The sequence below is a fragment of the Streptomyces sp. TAA040 genome, from assembly GCF_000424845.1.
Genome location: NZ_AUKR01000002.1, coordinates 420,440 through 437,019, shown reverse-complemented (window position 1 = coordinate 437,019; position 16,580 = coordinate 420,440). Strand labels below are relative to the sequence as shown.

Sequence of the window (16,580 nt, the reverse complement as noted above, 5' to 3'; positions counted from 1 at the left end):
AGCGGGAGCATCGGATACCTCCGTCCTCGCAGGCCGCGCGGATCTGGTATCCATATCAGGAAGCGCCGCAGGTCAGCGGCATTCTGCAGGGCGACGTGAGGGTTCGGAAGGGCCAGTTTTCCCAGTCCGGCGGGCATGGGCGATGATGTTTGGGCAGGCACGGTCTCGCTCGGTTCTCATGGGTCTTCGACAACCACATGATCACCGACGGCCGTGCCTGCACTTCTTTCCAGGGACACCCCGCCACACACCGGTACATGACGTCACGTCACACACGAGACCGACGAACCGGACCGATCCTGTTCGTGCAATGACCCTGGGGGCGGCGGGGATCGTCGGCCCACTGGGATCGGCAGTCGGCCGGATCGTCAGCGGCTGCGGAGAGCCACTGCACACCGCGGCGAGTCATCATCTGCACCGGAGTCCACCTTGATTCGGTCCTCGAACGGCCGGTTGGCCGCCTTGGATCGAGCATCTTCCGGCGACCTGTGGGCTGGGCAGATGACGCCAGGTGACGAGAGGGGACGCAGGCCACGCTTCACGCGTCACCCCACGTCACCCCAGCGCTCTACTGCGCGTTCGGTCGACTCGTTCCCTGTGAGTCATCGACTCCGTACAGTCATCATGGACGGGAGCACCCAACGCCGGGGCAGGGTGATGAGGACGAAGCCGGTACAAGAGACGGGTTCGCAGATTCGTGCAGCTCGTAAGGAGCGTGGCTGGGGACAGTTGCGTCTCGTGAGCGAGATGCGCCGTGTGGCTGTGCGGCAAGGTGAAGCACTGCCGACGGATGCCAGCGTGAAGCGCCGCCTTGCGAGTTGGGAGAACGGGCACAGCACGCCGGACGAGTTCTACGGGCGGTTGCTCGGGGAAGCGCTCGGACGGAGTCCGGCCGAGTTGCACCTTGTTCCGGCGGATGAGGAGCAACTGCCGCGTGCACCCGGGTATCCATCGAGCCCTGGTGCGGCGATTGACGCCCTGGGTGAGCTGTGGCGGTCTGACTTACGTGACTATGAACCGCTGGTCCACTCGCAGCCGTCGGAACCGGCGTGGGATGAAGCGTCGGTTCGCTGGTTGGTAGCGCCCGAGCCCGTGCGGCTGCCGGAGGGGCGAAGCGGCGGCCCACGGGTGGGGCTGGCCGATGTCGCCGCCGTCAAGACGACGAGCGACATGTTCGCTCAGCTCGATGACCGATTCGGGGGCGAACATGCACGGCATGCACTCATCCAGTATCTGAGCCGCGACGTGGCGGCACTACTTGACGGCCAATACACCGAGTCGGTGGGCAGGGCACTCTTCGCGACGGTTGCTGAGTCGACGCTGCTTGCCGCTTGGATGTCCTACGACGCGGGGCATCACGGACTCGCCCAGAGGTACTTCGTTCAGGCCCTGCGCCTGGCCCAGGACGGAGGAGACCGGCGCCTTGCCGGCAGCATCCTGTCGGCGATGAGCCACCAGGCCACGTACCTGAGCCGGTACACCCATGCCGCCACGTTGGCTCGTGCAGCCCGTATGGGGATCTCCGGTGTGGCAACGCCGACGCTCAATGCCCAGTTCCACGCCATGGAGGCCCGCGCGCTCGCCCGGACCGGTGACCACCGCGCGTGCGAGCTGGCACTCTCTGAGGCGGCTCGTGCGCTGGACAGCCGTAACAACAGCGACGAGCCGGAGTGGATCACGTACTTCGACGACGCCGAGTGTGCTGCGGAAGCCGCACACTGCTTCCGAGACGTCGACCACGCTCGCCGGGCCGTCGAGCACGCGGCGAACGCCATGAGCGGCACCCACGTCCGGAGTGACTTCTTCGCAACGGTCGTACTGGCCGACGCCCACGTCCGGGCCGGAGATATCGAAGAGGGATGCAGGGTGGCACTCGATGCTCTGGATCTCGGCGCGCAACTGAAGTCGGCCCGGTGCGTCGGCTACCTCAGGGAGTTCCGCCAACGGCTAGCGACGGTCGGACAGGCAAGGGTCCTTGAGGACTTCCACGAGCAGGCAGCGGAGCACCGCATGTGGCTGGCCTCTGATGCCAAGGCCGCCCAGTAGTCGACGTCAGAACGGCTGCCAGCCGCGTCGGCTGCCGTCCGTGCGCAAGGACTGGAGGCGGCGGGTGAACTCTTCCGCAGACCGGGCATCGGTGCTGACCTTGTGGCCCAGCCAGATGGTCATCATCAGCTCACGCAGGTCGGCCAACGCCGAGTAGCCCGGCCAGTTCAACAGGTCGAAGCCGTAGTGGAAGACGAAGGACTCGTATTCTGCCCGGGTATGCCAGCCGAAGCGCTCGTAGTAGAGCGCGGTGAGCACGAGATCCCACTCCCGTTGCGCGAGAGCGAAGCCGTCCAGGTCGATGAGGATGGCGCGTCCGCTTTGGTTTCGGATGGCGTTGCCGACGTTGGCGTCCCCGTGGACCATGCCGAACGGGAGAACGAAGTCCAGCTTGTCGTACTCCTTGAGTAGGTCGGCAGCGCGCTGTTCCAGGAACGTCCGGTCCTCCGCGGAGACGCCGTCGAGGCCCTGGAGGGACTGCCACGTCTTGGCGGCAGGGTCGAAGTAGGGGAGCCGCAGCGACTCGGGTTCTTCCAGCCAGTGCAGGCGCCGCAGCAGGTCGGCGAGTTCGTCCAGGCGCGCGTACTCCTCGCGGTCCTGCGCGTTCTCCCAGAAGGTGACGACCCGGCCGCCGACGAGTAAGGGTTGCTCCACGCCCGCAAGAGCACGAGTGGCGGGAAAGTCCTCAACGGCCAGCCAGCGGGCGACCTGCACTGCTCGGTCCATCTGATCCCGGACGGATAGCTCTCGGGCGATACGAACGATCACGGGGGAGGTGGCGAGACGGTAGACGGCGTTCGATCCGAGGCGCAGCAACTGGGCGCCTGCCGCATCGAGGCCGGTCGAACGACACGCCTCCGCCAGCACGGCTTCCGCGCTTTCGGCCGTGAACTCTGCTTCGCTGTCACGTTCGTCATCGCCCCGGACCATGCAACCGACGCTACCGTCCGCGAGCCGGAGCCGACAGGCGATGTGCGTAGTAATGGCGTGATGATCATGCCCGCATGGCTCGACGAAGCCGGTTGCGCCACAGGTCAGCCTCCCGTGAGCAGCGTGGCTCACCTGGGCTCCGGAGCCGTGTGCGCAGGTTCGAATCCTGCCGGGGGCACTTCGCGGAGATCAGCGTAACCGAGCGGCTGACCTGTGAGAGTGCCGCGTATGAGGACCCGGACTCAGTCCCACTGAGTCCGGGTCCTTTTCGTTGTCCGTCGCTGATGGCGAGTGCGCGGCGAGTGAGTTCTCCGTGCGTGCTCAGGGCGCGGGTACGCGCCGGTGCCCACTCCACCGCCTTCTCGATCCTCCTGTTGGCGAGCCCTCTGTACCCGTCGAAGCATCCCTCGTACCGGCAGTGAATGGCCTCCGGAGAGTTCCCCGCTCGGCGTGCGACCTCGGCCACCGGTACGTCGGCGTTCAGCCGGTTGGTGATACAGGTGCGCCGCAGGTCGTACAGCCTGCGAGTGAGCGGCGGAGCCGCCCTGTTCGGAGGGGGAGTCGTCGACCGGCACTCGTGCCGGACTCTCCGGCAGTCGGACCGCGCACGCCGCCACCGACCGGACGTTGACGCGCAGATCCGTCGCCATCGCAGTGCTGACCTCGCGGCCCGGCGACGCTCGGCCGCCGGAGCCGTAGCCCCTCGCGGAACCGATGCCGTTCGGAGATCGGCCCGCTTCCCCGCGGACACCGCACGCCCGGGTGATGCCGCATAGGACGACCGTCCGTCAGCTCCCTCGCCTCCACACACCAACCTCACTACAGCTCACTGCACGTGACCTGTACAGGAAGCAGCACGCGCGGCCTTGACGAAGGCCTCGATCAATCTCGGGTCCTTGACCCCCGGGTGCTTTCGACCCCACTGGACACGTCTACGCCCCAGGGCCGCGTGGCCCGAACGGCCCCAGCCACGTTGTCCGGCGTGAGACCGCCGGCCAGGAGCCACTGGCCACCGGGAGACCGGAAGGTCCTCCGGGCCCAGTCCCAGGGGATCCCGGCACCCGGTGTGGCCGCATCCAGGAGGAGGAGGTCCTCGCCCATCTCTCCGCACCGCGGTACGGGCTCGCAGTACGAGGTTCCCCGGACAAGCGTCCATCCTCCTGCGCTGAGCTCGGCGAAGTGGCTCCGCTCCTCGTGTCCGTGGAGCTGTATGGCCCGCACGCCGGTGAGGGCGGCCAGGGACCGGACGTATTCGACTGGCTGATCGCGGAAGACCGCCACGGTCATCACGTGCGAAGGAACCCGCTCGACCAGGCGTACGGCGGTGGCGGCGTCCACTCGCCGGGGGCTGTCGGCGAACACGAAGCCGATGGCATCGACCCCGGCTTCCACCGCGAAGTCCACGTGGTGTTCGGTCCTGAGCCCGCAGAGCTTGATGAACAGGGGATTTCGCATCGACGTCCCTCTACGGTTCCGCCTGCCCCGAAGGCATCCTCATGAGCCGGGGGCGTGGGCAGGAAGGTCTGCAGTCAGCGGCTGGCGAGGGCCAGTTGGATGCCCAGGCCGAGGAAGGCCACGGCAAAAGTCCTGCGCATCCAGGCCAGCACCTTCGGGCGGGAGATGACGTGGTCGCGTACGGCCGAGGCGAATCCACCGTAGATCACGAACACCACAAACGTCATGATCATGAAAACGGCCGAGAGTTGGAGCATGTGCGGCAGCGAGTTGGTGCTGTTGGCCGGGACGAACTGGGGCAGGAACGCCAGGAAGAACATGGACAGCTTCGGGTTGAGGAAGTTGATCAGAACGGCGGTCCAGATGACGCGTACTGCCGAACCGTCCTTCGTCTGGTCCTCACCCTCAGTGTCGATCTTCATCGCTCCCTTTTCGCGCAGGGTCTGCCAGGCGAGGAAGAGCAAGTAGGCGACGCCGGCCCACTTGAAGCTTTCGAAGGCCAGCGCGCTGGTATGGAGGATGGCGGCAAGACCTGCGACCGCCGCAGCCAGATGCGGAACGATACCGAGGGTGCAGCCGAAGGCTGCCACGGTCGACATGCGGAGCCCGCGTGTCAGGCCCGTGCCGACGGTGTACACCGCCCCGGTGCCCGGGGAGACCACGATGATGAGGGCAGTGATGAGGAATTCAACACTCATGTAGGGGGCTCCCTTGATGATGGGCCGGGCCTGCGGCGTCAACGACGGCACTACTGAGGTCTTCTCGGCAACGTGACGGTTGCGGTGCGTGACCGCGTGCGGGGTGAGCCGGACCGCGTCGAGTGACCAGCCGTCAGATAGGGGTGAAGCCCCTGGTAGGAACAGGTCTGCGAAGATCAAGTTCCGTACGGCCAGAGGCTTCACACGTTGACCAGTATCACCTACACCGCCGTGCTCGATGTCGGCAGGGAGACCGCCGAGACCCTGGCCCGGCTCTTGTGCGAGCGCACCGCGACCGGCTCGGCACCCGCAAGAACACCCGCGCCCTGGGCGTCTTCAAGCAGGGGATCCTCGTCCTGCGGTGGTTCGTCGACGGAACCCGACTGGCCCAACTCGCCCGGGACAGACGGATCTCGGTGCCGACCGCCTACCGCTATCTCCACGAGGGGCTGACCGTGCTCGCCGACCACGCCCCGGACCTGGCCACCGCACTGGAGCGGGCGGCGGCCGCCGGGTACACCCACCTCAACCTGGACGGCACTGTCATCCGCACCGACCGCGTCGCCGCCCCCGGTCCCAACGGGGCAGATCTCTGGTGGTCCGGGAAGCACAAGCATCATGGCGGGAATGTGCAGGTCATCTCCGCCCCGGACGGCTGGCCGCTCTGGGTGTCCCCGGTCCGCCCCGGCCGCGAGCACGACACCACCTGCGCGCGCACCCACGGCCTGATCGGCGCGCTGAACCGGCTCGCCGCCACTCTGGACATCCCGACTCTGACCGATCTCGGCTACGAGAACGCCGGCGACGGCTTCCGCCACCCGGTCAAGAAGCCGCAGGGCGGCGAACTCGGCCTCGAACAGCAGACGTTCAACAAGGCGATCCGTGGCATCCACGTCGTCGCCGAGCGCGCGAATGCCCTGCTCAAAGTCACGTTCAGGGCTCTGCGCCGGGTCAGCCTCGACCCTGGCAGCATCACCCGGATCGCCCGAGCCGCCCTCGTCCTGCTCCAGATGGAACACGGCCGCACCACCTGAACGAAGAGCACAAACCGTCACGAGACGTCACCGAGAAGGGTTCAGTGGAAACAAGTCATGGCCACAAGGCGCCGCAAGACCCTCGTGGTCTGCGCCGACTGCCACGACCACATCCACCAGCGGGAACCTTCCCAGCTCACGCAGTAGTCACCGGAGAGCCGGATGCCTGGAAAGCGGGCCCGTCCGGTTCGGAGGGAGGCCGCGCGGAAAAGGACCAGCACAGCTGGAACCTCGCCGCGCGGCCGACCCTACCGAGACCGCGAAGTCCGACTGCGGCCCGGACCACTACGAGGTCCGCACCTGGGACGCCTGGCACCGCCACATCACCCTTTCCATGGCCGCCCTCGCCTTCCTCACGATCACCGACACCCGCAACCGCCACCTCCAGGAGCCCGACGGACACGACCTGTTGCCCGCACCGGCTGACCCTGCCCAGGCACCCGAAAAGGGGACCCGTCGGGCCGCGTTGAAGAGCTGATCCGCTACACCGCCGAGGAGATCCGCCGCCTGCTCAACCGGCTCGTCTGGGCCACCACACCGCCACCACCGGCGATCGTGATCATCCAGTCACGCTGGCGCCGAACCCACCAAGCACGCGCACAACGCTGCCACTACGCCACCCGCGACAAGCGAGATCGCGAGTCACGGCTGTAGGACCTGTGGGTGATGCCGCTCCGCCCTGGGGCTTTCGCGGGGGAGTCCGGCGGAGCCCGGAATGTGCGTGCAGCATCACCTATGCGCCGCAGTGTCGAACTACTTCTGCCCTTGTGGCTTTTTGTCTTCCCGTCGAGAAACCGGTCTCGCGGAATTCGTGCGGATGTGCCTGCCGGTCCGCCGGCTCCGTGGCGGCCGGCTCCGGATACGGGCGACCGGGGGCCGGGACGGGGGCGGTGCACCGAGGGAGGCGAGAGCCCGGAGGTGGAGGGCCGTGAATGCGGAGGCGGATGCGCGGGGCGATTGCCTATCGACCACCGACGGCCGGGGCAACAGGGCTCTCGGCCAATCTGCGGGCTGCTCCGTGTGTACGGTCCGTCCGCCTGTCGGTCCGCTCCGGTTCGGTCGGCTGTCCCTCGGTGTCCGATCGGATTACCGCACGTAGTCGTGTTCTTGCAGCGCTCCCGGGTCGGGCCTACAGTGATCGCTGCGAGTGGCCGGAGGCGGTGCTGATCACACCGCCCGAATCGTGGGCAGTCGAGCGAACGGGCGCATTGCCGTCGTTAACGGGGGATCGAAGTGAAACTGTCAGCGGACACACATGGTGATCACGAAGAGGCTCCCGCCTGTTGCGGAGGTCTCAACATCCCTCCGTGGGTGCGCGATATCGACCTGTCACTTCTGACCGAGCGCGAGCACGAGGTTCTTGCCGCACTCGGTGAGTGCCGGTCCAACACGGCGATCGCGGAGCGTCTCTTCATCACGGAACGGACCGTGAAGAAGCACGTGACCAGCGTCTTCATCAAGTTGCAGATCACCTCGCGGACGGAAGCGGCCGTCATCGCGATACTCAGAAGCTGCCTTGAGAGGTGCCCTTCAGGACACTGGCGGCCCTTGCCGGAGACATGACACCTTCGCCGAGTCAACCTCAACCACAGGGGAGAGCAACTGTGTCAGCGACAACCTTGGTACCGGAAAACATCACCGAGGAATCGGTGGAGAAGAAGGCCGTGAGTTCCTGCACCAATGCGTCGATCGGCGCGTACGTGGCGGCGACCACGGCGCCGGCGCGGGCCGTCGCGTCGATCAGAGCGAAGGTCGACCGGGGTCTCGTGCGCTACGACGCCTGGTTCCTGATCTTCACCGCCGTCATTCTCGGCCTGGGTGCCACCATCTTCGCCGGGCTGGTGATCTGGTGCGTGGTCTACCAGAACAAGAGCTTCACCGGAAGCTGGTCCTTCAAGGACTTCGGCCTGAAGGTCAGTGCCGAATGCGTGTAGCCGCCTGACGGGCACAAAAGCCAGGTGCTCGGGAAGCTCCTCCGGTGCTGTACGGACTTCCCGGGCACCTGGCCTCGTTTCGGACTCGGTAAAGGAACAAGCGACAGTGTCTCTCCTGAATGTCAACGACGTCAGCTACTCCTACGACGGTATTGTCAACGTCCTCCTGGACGTGTCCTTCACGGTTGAGGAGGGCTCGATCGTCGGTCTTGTCGGCCCCAACGGCTCGGGCAAGTCCACGCTGATCAGGAACGTCTTCGACCTCGTGCGTCTCCAGTCCGGGTCCATCCGCATCGGCGGCCATGCACACGAGCGCCCGGAGGCGAAGCAGTTGGGCATGTACCTGTCCAGCAACGACTACCTGCCGGAGTTCCTCACCGCCCGCGAGTACCTCTCCATGATGGGCAGCCTGTTCGACCTCGACGTCGATCACGACGAGGCGGCGGCGCTGTTCCGCAGGTTCTCCATGGACAACCGCTACGACGACCTCATCGAGGACTACTCGCACGGCATGCGCAAGAAGACGCAACTGGTCTCCGCGCTCGTCATGCGCCGGCCGCTGACCGTCATCGACGAGACCCTCAACGGCATCGACCTCGAGGCCCAGCACCTCGCCGAGAAGGAGTTCCGGCGGGTCCGCGAGTCCGGCCGCTCGATCCTGCTGTGCACGCACGACTTCGCCGTACTGGAGCGACTGGCCGACCGGACCCTGTTCCTGGATCTGGGGCACGTCGTGTACGACGAGCCGACGAGTGAACTGACCGAGGAGCACGGGTCGCTGGCCGCGATGGTGTTCGACTACCTGGAAGCGTCCGAGCGATGAGGGCCGTACGCCTGAGGCATTCCGCCGTACTGGCCCGGATGCTCCTCGTCTTCTTCCGCCGCCGGGTGTTGCGGGCCGGAGTCCTCAAGGCCGCCCCGGTACGGGTGTTCGTGATGGTGGCGGCGGTGCTGCTGCTGGGCGTGATGTGCACCGCCGCCTACTTCTTCCTGCGGCCCCTGGCCGACGAGGCGGCCGTGTGGCGGCTGCTCTTCGACACCTCGACGGTCTCCCTCCTGCTGTGGGTGCAGATCGCCTTCCTGCTGGTGAAGGTGCTGTTCATCAACGCCGAGGGGATGCTGCGGCTCAGCTACCAGCTACCGGTGACCAACCGCGAGCGCTCGGCTGCCTTCCTCATGTACGAAGCGGCGATGACCGCCGTGGTCGCCGCCGCCGGCCTGGTCTCGCTGGCGGTCAGCGCGCTGATCCTGCTCGGCCCCTCCGCGACCGGGTACATCGTTTCCTCGATCGTCCTCCCGGTCCTCCTGACCTACCTGGCCCTCTCCGTCCTCTACCAACTGCTGACCCGGCTGTGGATGCTCGTGGGGCTCAGCAGGATGGCGGGTATCCTCAACGTCCTCGTGATGTTCGCCCTGCTGGCGTTCTACTCCGCGCGGATGCCGCCGATGATCCAGGACGTCTCCGGGGCGTACCTCCGCAAGGAGACCGCGTACACCTGGGTCACCTCGGTCTCCTGGGGGTGGAACGAGATCGGCCCCCTGCCGACCCTGGCCGCCGTTGCCGCGGTGTCGGCCGGGCTCGTGGCACTCGCCTTCGCGCTCGCCCCGAACCAGCACGTACGGCAGTCCCGCTACCTGAAGCTTCCCGGCAGCGAGCGGCTGCGGGGTGTCCTGGGACCCTACGACTGGTGCCTGCTGCGCAGCGCGCAGACCGTGGCCGCCGCGGCGATGGCGGTCGCCGTGTTCGGCTACCTGCTGCTGGCCCACCCGACGATGACGCCGATGTGGGGCCTCGCCGCCCTGTCGTTCGGCGGGCTCTACCAGTTCACCGCCACCCAGCCGCTGCGGACGCTCCCCGGCGCCCGCACCTCGGCCTGGGCGGTCTACGGACGGCTCATCCGGGCGCAGTTGGTCCTGCTCACGGTGTTCGCGGTGCCCGCTCTCGCCCTCACCACGGCGATCCACCCGGACCGGATCCTCGTCAGCGGAGTGGCACTGGCCTCCTGCGCGGGCGGGGCGGTCATGACCACGTGCATCAGCATCGTGTTCCCGGCGGAGAAGGACAACCCGTTCTCCGTGTTCCTGGGACTGTCCGTGGTCATCATCGTTCTGGGCCTGTCGGCGATCGGGCTGGGCATGCTCAGCCTTCCGCCGTGGGCGGTGATGGCCAGCCTCGCCGGGGCCGCCGCCGCATTCGTCTGGTATGCGGTGCAAGGAATTCACACGAACGAGTCGAGGAGAAGGAATGCTCAAGGCACAGTCGGTCGTGAAGGCCGCCGCAGGGGCCGCGCTGATCACGCTGGTCACCGTGGCGGGGACCTTGCTCGTCCTCATGTTCTCCACAGGAACTGACGAGTTCGGGGAGCGGAAGGCGTTCTTCGGGTCGATGGTCTTCGAGACGGTGGAGAAGGAGAACGGTGCCACGGGCATCACCACCGGTGTCGACAACCCGATCCCGATCATCGTCCTCTTCCTCGTGCTCACTGTCGTGCTGACGATGGTCCAGGTCGTCTACCGGGGGTTGAAGCAGCGCCGTGAGCAGCTCCTCAGCACGATGTCCGGCACCTGAGTTCACAACCGCCTCCGTCGGCCGCGCGGTGGCCGCGCAGGTGTGGCCGCTGCTGGTGTTCGCCGGTCTCCTCCAGGCAGTCGCGCTGGCCTGGATGGCACGGTCCGGGGACGCGGTGCCGGCCGAGATGGCGTGGGTGGTGCTGGCCAAACCGGCCACTCTGGGGCTCGTGCTGCCGTTCGCCCTGCACGAGTCGGCGCACGTGCTCGTCCTCAAGCGGATACCCACGGTCACCCACCTCGCGATCGAGCGGACGGCCTGGCGCACCTCGGTGGTGGCGGAAGGGACGATGACCGCGCGGCAGACGGCGGCGGTGGCCCTGGCCGGGCCGGCCGCCTGCGTCGCGGCAGGGGCGGTGCTGTGGCTGCCCGGCCTCGACCGGGCCCTGGCCTGGTGGTACTTCGCCCACCTGCTGTTCCTGCTGCCCTTCTTCGGCGACGGCCGGGCGCTCTGGCACGCCTTCCGCACGAGGCGGCGAGGACCGGGGGGCACGGCGCACTGAGCCCCCCGCTCGGCCGCGGCCCCGAACTCCCCTCCCGCCCGCGACCCCCGGCGCCCCGGTCAGGGCGACGGGGTACCGGCGGGGGGCGGGCCGTCCTCCGGCGCGGCTTCCCGGGCGCCCTCCCGGTGGGCGGCGGCGGTGGTGTCGGCGTGGGCGAGGGCGCTGGGGGTGCGGCAGCCGACGATCGCGGGGGCCTCCTGGACGAGTGTGTCGTCGGTCAGTGCCGCGACCATGAACAGCGCGAAGTCCACACGGCGGGTCAGGTCGTCGGCCAGTACGGGATCACCCACGTGCCGGCTCCAGACCGGGAGGCCCTGGCTCTCGCCCTCCTCCAGGCTGCTGCCCCGCACCACCGTCCACCGGGCTCCGCTGGCGAACACCCGGCGGCAGGCCTCCACCTGGTCGTCGATCTCGGCGAAGCGCAGGAGCTTGGCCACGCGGGTGGCGACGCGGACGCCGAGGGTGAACATCCGTGAGTACCGGTCCCGGCCGTCGCGGGTGATGTGCCAGCCGCAGGAGAAGACCAGGCGTGCGTCCGGGTGTGCGTGGTCGAGCACCGCCTGCGCCGTGCCGGAGGCGTACTGGCGGACGCCCCAGGGCACCAGCACCGTCAGTACCCCGTCGCACCCGGCGACGGCGCGCCGGATCACCTCGGGGTCGTCGGTGTCGCCGGGGACGACGGTGATGCGGTCCGCGAACGCGTCCAGCTTCGGCACGCTGCGTTCCCGGCACACGCCGACCACCTCGTAGCCGCGCTCCAGCGCGTGCCGGACCATGTACTGCCCGAGCTTCCCCGAGGCTCCGATGATGCAGACCTTCTTGATGTGCTGCGTGCCCATGGCATGTTCCCTCCGCCGGAGTGTCGACCTTATGGTGTAAGGCACGTTAACCTTACCCTGTAAGGCGGTCAAGGGGAGCGGAGGAACGCGTGGTGCGAGGCGGCGGAAAGGGCGGGCGCGGAGCTGCGGGGCGCACCCCGCTCAGCCGGGAGCGGGTGGTCCGGGCGGCGGTGGCGGTGGCGGACGAGAAGGGGTCGGCCGCGCTGAGCATGCGGGCCATCGCGCAGCCGCTGGGGGTGGAGGCGATGTCGCTCTACCATCACGTGGCGGGCCGGGAGGACGTGCTGGACGGTATGGTGGACGCCGTCTTCGGCGAGATCGACCTGCCGCCGCACGGGGCGGACTGGAAGAGCGCGATGCGTCACCGCGCGCACTCGGTGCGCGCGGCGCTCCGGCGCCACCCGTGGGCGATCGCACTGATGGACTCCCGTGCCCGTCCCGGGCCCGCGACCCTGCGCCACCACGACGCCGTCATCGGTGCCCTGCGGGCGGCGGGGTTCTCCGTGCCGATGACCGCGCACGCCTTCTCGCTGATCGACAGCTACCTCTACGGCTTCGTGCTCCAGGAACTGAGCCTGCCGTTCAGTGGCCCTGCGGAGCGGGACGAGGTCGCGACCGCCCTGGTGCGTGAGATGCCCGCCGACGCGTACCCCCACCTCGCCGAACTCGCCACCGAGTACGCGCTCAAGCCGGGTTACGACCACGGTCAGGAGTTCGTCTTCGGTCTCGATCTCATCCTGGACGCCCTGGACCCCGACGAGGCCGGCTGACGGGCCGGGACGGTGGGCCGCTGTCGCGTACCCGCCGAATCCGCGCCTGTGGGGCGCGGCTTGGGCGGGGCCCCGCTCGCGGGGGCCCGCTTGTCACACCCTCCCCGACCTGGTTAGGTTAGGCTTACCTGATCGACGGGGAGGAGCGTGCATGCTGTCCCGGGATGCGGGGGTCGCGGGTTCGGTGGCACTGGTCACCGGCGCGGCCCGGGGAATCGGAGCGGCCGTGGTCGAGGGCCTTGTCCGGGAGGGCGCGACCGTCGCCGCCGTCGACCTCGACGAGGAAGGCCTCGCGGAACTCGCGGACCGTTCCTCCGGACAGGTCCTCCCGCTCGTCGCCGACGTCGCCGACTCCGCCGCGGTCGCGGACGCGGTCGGCCGGGCCGAGCACGAACTCGGGCCGCTCTGCGTGGGGGTGTCGGTGGCGGGCATCCTGCGCCCGGGTCCGCTGTGCGAGACCGCCGAATCGGACTGGGCGGACACCTTCGCCGTCAACGCCACCGGCACCTTCCTGGTGCTGCGCGAACTGGCCCGCCGCATGGTGCCCCGCGGGAGCGGGGCGCTCGTGACAGTGGGGTCCAACGCCGCAGGGGTGCCGCGCACCGGCATGGGCGCGTACGCCGCGTCCAAGGCGGCGGCCGTCATGTTCACCCGCTGCCTCGGGCTCGAAGTGGCCCGGCACGGGATCCGCTGCAACGTGGTCTCGCCGGGTTCGACCGACACCGCGATGCAGCGTCAGCTCTGGACGGGCGAGGACGACCGCGACCGGGTCGTCGAGGGCACCCCGGAGGAGTTCCGGGTCGGTATCCCCCTCGGCCGCATCGCCGAGCCCGCCGACATCGCCGACGCCGTGCTGTTCCTCGTCTCCGACCGGGCCCGGCACATCACCATGCAGAACCTCTTCGTCGACGGCGGCGCAACCCTGCGCGCCTGAAAGGAATCGCCGACGTGTCCATATCCGCGCTGGTGCGCCCCAGCCCCGTGCACCGGGCGGCCGATCTGCTGGCCGCCTACCTGCCCGGCTCCTTCTACTTCTCCTCCGCGCGGGGGACCCTGCTCGCCGACGGTGTGCACGCCCGGGTCAGGACCGGGGGCGCGGCGAAGGCGCCGGCGGCGGCCGAGGCGCTCGAAGCGGCCGCGGCCGCGGGGCTGTCCGCGCCCGTGGTCGCCGGTGCCGTGGGCTTCGCTCCGGAGTCGGCGGCCGGCCTGGTGGTGCCCGCCGTGGTGCGGCGGGCGGGCGCGGCGACGGGGGTACGGGCCCCGGCTGCGGAGTCCGGGACGGTGTGGTCCTCCGCGCCGCGTCCCGAACCCGCGCGCTACGCCGAGGCCGTGCGGCGGGCGTTGGAGCTGATCGGGGACGGCGGGCTGCGCAAGGTCGTCCTGGCGCGCTGCCTGGAGCTGACGGCGGACAGCCCCGTGTGGGTGCCGGCGCTGCTGGCCCGTCTGGTGCGGGCCGATCCGGCGTCCTACGCCTTCGCCGCCGACGTGACGGCGCCCGGCGACCCCGCGCCGCGCACGCTGGTCGGGGCCAGTCCGGAACTGCTGGTGTCCCGGCGCGGTACCACGGCGGTGGCCAACCCGCTGGCCGGTTCGGCTCCCCGCTCGGGGGACCCGGCGGTGGACCGCGAACGGATCGCCGCGCTGCGCCGGTCGGCCAAGGACCTGGGCGAGCACGCCCACACCGCGGATCGGGTGGCGGAGGTGCTGGGACGGTTCTGCGTCGACCTGGAGGTGCCGGACCGGCCCGAGGTGGTCGGCACGCCGACGATGTGGCACCTCTCGACCCGGATCACCGGACGGCTGACGGCCCCGGCCGATCCCGCCTGCTCGGCACTGGGCCTGGCCGAGGCGCTGCACCCGACCCCGGCGGTGTGCGGGGTGCCCGAGGAGGGGGCGCGCGCGGCCATCGCCGCCCTGGAGCCGGAGGATCGCGGCTACTACGCGGGCATGGTCGGCTGGACCGGGCTGGACGGCGACGGCGAGTGGGCGGTGACCATCCGCAGCGCCGAGGTGTGCGAGCGCACGGTGCGGCTGTTCGCCGGCGCCGGCATCGTCGCCGGCTCGGACCCGGAGGCGGAACTGGCGGAGACCACCGCGAAGTTCCGCACGCTGCTGGGCGCGCTGGACGCGCTGGAAGCGGCGGAAGCGGCGGACGTGGCGGACGTGGCGGACGTGGCGGACGTGGCGGACGTGGCATGAGCGCGGACCACACGCCCTGGCCGCCGGAGGTGGCCGCGCGCTACCGGGCCCGGGGGCACTGGCGGGGGCAGACCTTCGGCGCACTGCTGACCTCGCTGGTGGCCGCGTACGCCGACCGGACCGCCGTCGTCGGCGGGGACACCCGGTGGAGCTTCGCCGAACTGGACGCCCGTGCCCACCGGATCGCGGCCGGCCTGCTCGGGTCCGGGCTGGTGCCGGGTGACCGGGCCGTGCTGCAACTGCCCAACGTCCCGGAGTTCCTGCCGGTGGTGTTCGGGATGTGGCGGGCGGGTGTGCTGCCGGTGTTCGCGCTGCCCGCCCACCGGCACAGCGAGCTGCGGCACTTCGCCGAGCAGAGCGGGGCCGCCGCCCTCGTCACGACCGGTGTGCACGAACGGCACGACCACGCCGCGACCGCCCGTGCCGTCGCGGCCGAGGTGGACTCCGTACGGCGGGTGCTGGTGGTCGGCTCGCAGGAGTTCGACGCCCTGGCCGCGACCGCGCCGCGCGAGCTGCCGGACCCCGACCCGGAGGGAATCGCCTTCCTGCAACTCTCGGGCGGGAGCACCGGGTTGCCGAAGCTGATCCCACGCACCCACGACGACTACCTGTACAGCGTCCGGGAGAGCGCCCGGATCTGCGGGCTGCGTCCGGACAGCGTCCACCTGGCCGCGCTCCCCGTGGCGCACAACTACCCGCTCAGCTCGCCGGGTGTGCTGGGCGCACTGCACGCGGGTGCGGCGACGGTGATGGCGCCGCGGCCGGACGCGGACACCGTCTTCCGGCTGATCGAGGCGGAGGGCGTCACGCTCACCGGGGTGGTGCCGCCGCTGGCCGCGGCGTGGGTGCAGGCCGCGGCCCGCACCGAGCGGGACCTCTCCTCGCTGGAGGTGCTGCTGGTCGGTGGTGCCAAGTGCGGGCGGGAGCTGGCCGAGCGGATCGGTCCCGCGCTGGGCTGCCGGCTTCAGCAGGTGTTCGGGATGGCGGAGGGACTGGTCTGTTACACGCGCCTGGACGACCCGGAGGAGGTCGTGCTGGCTACGCAGGGCCGTCCGGTCTCGCCCGACGACGAGCTCCGCGTCGTCGACCCGGACACCGGGGAGGACGTGCCGCCGGGCGAGACCGGGGCGCTGCTGACCCGCGGCCCCTACACGATCCGCGGCTACTACCGGGCCGCGGAGCACAACGCCGCGGCCTTCACCCCGGACGGCTTCTACCGCACCGGTGACCTGGTGCGCCGTACGACCGGCGGGCAGGTGGAGGTCGTCGGACGGGCGAAGGAGCAGATCAACCGGGGCGGCGAGAAGGTCGCGGCCGAAGAGGTCGAGAACCATCTGATGGCCCACCCGGGCGTGCTCGACGCGGCGGTGGTCGCGGTGCCGGACCCGTACCTGGGGGAGCGGACCTGCGCCTGGGTGGTGCCCGCCGCGGAGCCCGCCCCCACCGGGCCGGAGCTGCGCCGCTTCGTGCGCGAGCGCGGGGTGGCCGCGTTCAAGGTGCCGGACCTGGTGCGGGTGGTGGCGCTGTTCCCGGTGACCGGTGTCGGCAAGACCAGCAAGCGCGAGCTGAGGGCGGCACTGGCCGCACTCGCGCGGAAGGAGTGA

Annotated in this window: 15 protein-coding genes, 1 tRNA gene and 3 pseudogenes; 15 read left to right on the top strand and 4 right to left on the bottom strand. The window is 69.6% G+C overall.

Annotation, left to right across the window (positions count from 1 at the left end):
- Positions 1 to 624: 624 nt before the first annotated feature.
- Positions 625 to 2,046 (top strand): NsdA family TPR-like regulatory protein, encoded by a 1,422-nt coding sequence (locus H300_RS0103930; RefSeq protein ID WP_037978953.1) that lies wholly within the window; start codon positions 625 to 627, stop codon positions 2,044 to 2,046.
- A gap of 6 nt (positions 2,047 to 2,052) precedes the next feature.
- Here the strand turns inward: H300_RS0103930 and H300_RS0103925 are convergent, their stop codons facing one another.
- The gene (locus H300_RS0103925) at positions 2,053 to 2,976 is read right to left on the bottom strand and encodes an aminoglycoside phosphotransferase family protein (RefSeq protein ID WP_028426392.1); all 924 of its coding nucleotides are present in this window, start codon (positions 2,974 to 2,976) and stop codon (positions 2,053 to 2,055) included.
- 107 nt (positions 2,977 to 3,083) lie between these two features.
- On the opposite strand from H300_RS0103925, the gene H300_RS0103920 reads away from it, so the two are divergent.
- Positions 3,084 to 3,154 (top strand) — tRNA-Arg (locus tag H300_RS0103920).
- 704 nt (positions 3,155 to 3,858) lie between these two features.
- Here the strand turns inward: H300_RS0103920 and H300_RS24815 are convergent.
- Together H300_RS24815 and H300_RS0103910 are read right to left on the bottom strand one after the other, a co-directional pair.
- Positions 3,859 to 4,431 (bottom strand): phosphoribosylanthranilate isomerase, encoded by a 573-nt coding sequence (locus H300_RS24815; RefSeq protein WP_486583538.1) that lies wholly within the window; start codon positions 4,429 to 4,431, stop codon positions 3,859 to 3,861.
- Between the two features lie 74 nt (positions 4,432 to 4,505).
- The gene (locus H300_RS0103910) at positions 4,506 to 5,129 is read right to left on the bottom strand and encodes a LysE family translocator (protein WP_028426391.1); all 624 of its coding nucleotides are present in this window, start codon (positions 5,127 to 5,129) and stop codon (positions 4,506 to 4,508) included.
- A gap of 207 nt (positions 5,130 to 5,336) precedes the next feature.
- Between H300_RS0103910 and H300_RS24810 the strand changes: the two are divergent.
- From H300_RS24810 to H300_RS0103870, 9 genes and pseudogenes are all read left to right on the top strand, one after another.
- A pseudogene (locus H300_RS24810) lies at positions 5,337 to 6,163 on the top strand (HARBI1 family protein).
- A gap of 45 nt (positions 6,164 to 6,208) precedes the next feature.
- Positions 6,209 to 6,310, top strand: a pseudogene (locus H300_RS32120) (HNH endonuclease); the annotation flags it as partial.
- 64 nt (positions 6,311 to 6,374) lie between these two features.
- Positions 6,375 to 6,641 (top strand): annotated as a pseudogene (locus tag H300_RS32115) (hypothetical protein); the annotation flags it as partial.
- 833 nt (positions 6,642 to 7,474) lie between these two features.
- Entirely contained in the window at positions 7,475 to 7,726 is a 252-nt protein-coding gene (locus H300_RS0103895) for a helix-turn-helix domain-containing protein (protein ID WP_028426390.1), read from the top strand.
- 41 nt (positions 7,727 to 7,767) lie between these two features.
- Positions 7,768 to 8,097, top strand: coding sequence for a hypothetical protein (locus H300_RS31735; RefSeq protein ID WP_199779124.1), 330 nt, complete (start codon positions 7,768 to 7,770; stop codon positions 8,095 to 8,097).
- A gap of 106 nt (positions 8,098 to 8,203) precedes the next feature.
- A complete protein-coding gene (locus H300_RS0103885; protein ID WP_028426388.1) occupies positions 8,204 to 8,920 on the top strand; it encodes an ABC transporter ATP-binding protein in 717 nt (238 codons plus the stop codon).
- Positions 8,917 to 10,449 carry a hypothetical protein gene (locus H300_RS0103880; protein ID WP_028426387.1) on the top strand — a complete coding sequence of 511 codons (1,533 nt, stop codon included), beginning with the start codon at positions 8,917 to 8,919 and terminating at the stop codon, positions 10,447 to 10,449. Before H300_RS0103885 ends, H300_RS0103880 begins: the two co-directional genes overlap by 4 nt.
- Positions 10,430 to 10,666 carry a hypothetical protein gene (locus H300_RS0103875; RefSeq protein ID WP_158678312.1) on the top strand — a complete coding sequence of 79 codons (237 nt, stop codon included), beginning with the start codon at positions 10,430 to 10,432 and terminating at the stop codon, positions 10,664 to 10,666. Before H300_RS0103880 ends, H300_RS0103875 begins: the two co-directional genes overlap by 20 nt.
- A 28-nt stretch (positions 10,667 to 10,694) precedes the next feature.
- Entirely contained in the window at positions 10,695 to 11,168 is a 474-nt protein-coding gene (locus tag H300_RS0103870; RefSeq protein ID WP_028426385.1) for a hypothetical protein, read from the top strand.
- 59 nt (positions 11,169 to 11,227) lie between these two features.
- On the opposite strand, the gene H300_RS24805 is transcribed toward H300_RS0103870, so the two are convergent.
- Entirely contained in the window at positions 11,228 to 12,007 is a 780-nt protein-coding gene (locus tag H300_RS24805; RefSeq protein WP_078515691.1) for an NAD(P)H-binding protein, read from the bottom strand.
- An 89-nt stretch (positions 12,008 to 12,096) separates the two neighbouring features.
- Here H300_RS24805 and H300_RS0103860 point away from each other — a divergent pair, with 89 nt between their 5' ends.
- The 4 genes from H300_RS0103860 (at position 12,097) to H300_RS0103845 (ending at position 16,580) form a co-directional block, all read left to right on the top strand.
- Positions 12,097 to 12,777 (top strand): TetR/AcrR family transcriptional regulator C-terminal domain-containing protein, encoded by a 681-nt coding sequence (locus tag H300_RS0103860; protein ID WP_037978951.1) that lies wholly within the window; start codon positions 12,097 to 12,099, stop codon positions 12,775 to 12,777.
- A 151-nt stretch (positions 12,778 to 12,928) separates the two neighbouring features.
- A complete protein-coding gene (locus H300_RS0103855; RefSeq protein ID WP_028426383.1) occupies positions 12,929 to 13,711 on the top strand; it encodes a 2,3-dihydro-2,3-dihydroxybenzoate dehydrogenase in 783 nt (260 codons plus the stop codon).
- Positions 13,712 to 13,725: 14 nt separating this feature from the next.
- Positions 13,726 to 14,976 carry an isochorismate synthase gene (locus tag H300_RS24800; protein ID WP_051269411.1) on the top strand — a complete coding sequence of 417 codons (1,251 nt, stop codon included), beginning with the start codon at positions 13,726 to 13,728 and terminating at the stop codon, positions 14,974 to 14,976.
- A complete protein-coding gene (locus H300_RS0103845; RefSeq protein WP_028426382.1) occupies positions 14,973 to 16,580 on the top strand; it encodes an AMP-binding protein in 1,608 nt (535 codons plus the stop codon). Before H300_RS24800 ends, H300_RS0103845 begins: the two co-directional genes overlap by 4 nt.

What these genes read in the sequence shown, in the direction of transcription:
- H300_RS24805 (WP_078515691.1), bottom strand. Translation starts at nt 12,007, where the DNA reads ATGGGCACGCAGCACATCAAGAAGGTCTGCATCATCGGAGCCTCGGGG.
- H300_RS0103880 (WP_028426387.1), top strand. Translation starts at nt 8,917, where the DNA reads ATGAGGGCCGTACGCCTGAGGCATTCCGCCGTACTGGCCCGGATGCTC.
- H300_RS0103925 (WP_028426392.1), bottom strand. Translation starts at nt 2,976, where the DNA reads ATGGTCCGGGGCGATGACGAACGTGACAGCGAAGCAGAGTTCACGGCC.
- H300_RS0103855 (WP_028426383.1), top strand. Translation starts at nt 12,929, where the DNA reads ATGCTGTCCCGGGATGCGGGGGTCGCGGGTTCGGTGGCACTGGTCACC.
- H300_RS0103845 (WP_028426382.1), top strand. Translation starts at nt 14,973, where the DNA reads ATGAGCGCGGACCACACGCCCTGGCCGCCGGAGGTGGCCGCGCGCTAC.
- H300_RS0103875 (WP_158678312.1), top strand. Translation starts at nt 10,430, where the DNA reads ATGTTCTCCACAGGAACTGACGAGTTCGGGGAGCGGAAGGCGTTCTTC.
- H300_RS24815 (WP_486583538.1), bottom strand. Translation starts at nt 4,431, where the DNA reads ATGCGAAATCCCCTGTTCATCAAGCTCTGCGGGCTCAGGACCGAACAC.
- H300_RS0103930 (WP_037978953.1), top strand. Translation starts at nt 625, where the DNA reads ATGGACGGGAGCACCCAACGCCGGGGCAGGGTGATGAGGACGAAGCCG.
- H300_RS0103910 (WP_028426391.1), bottom strand. Translation starts at nt 5,129, where the DNA reads ATGAGTGTTGAATTCCTCATCACTGCCCTCATCATCGTGGTCTCCCCG.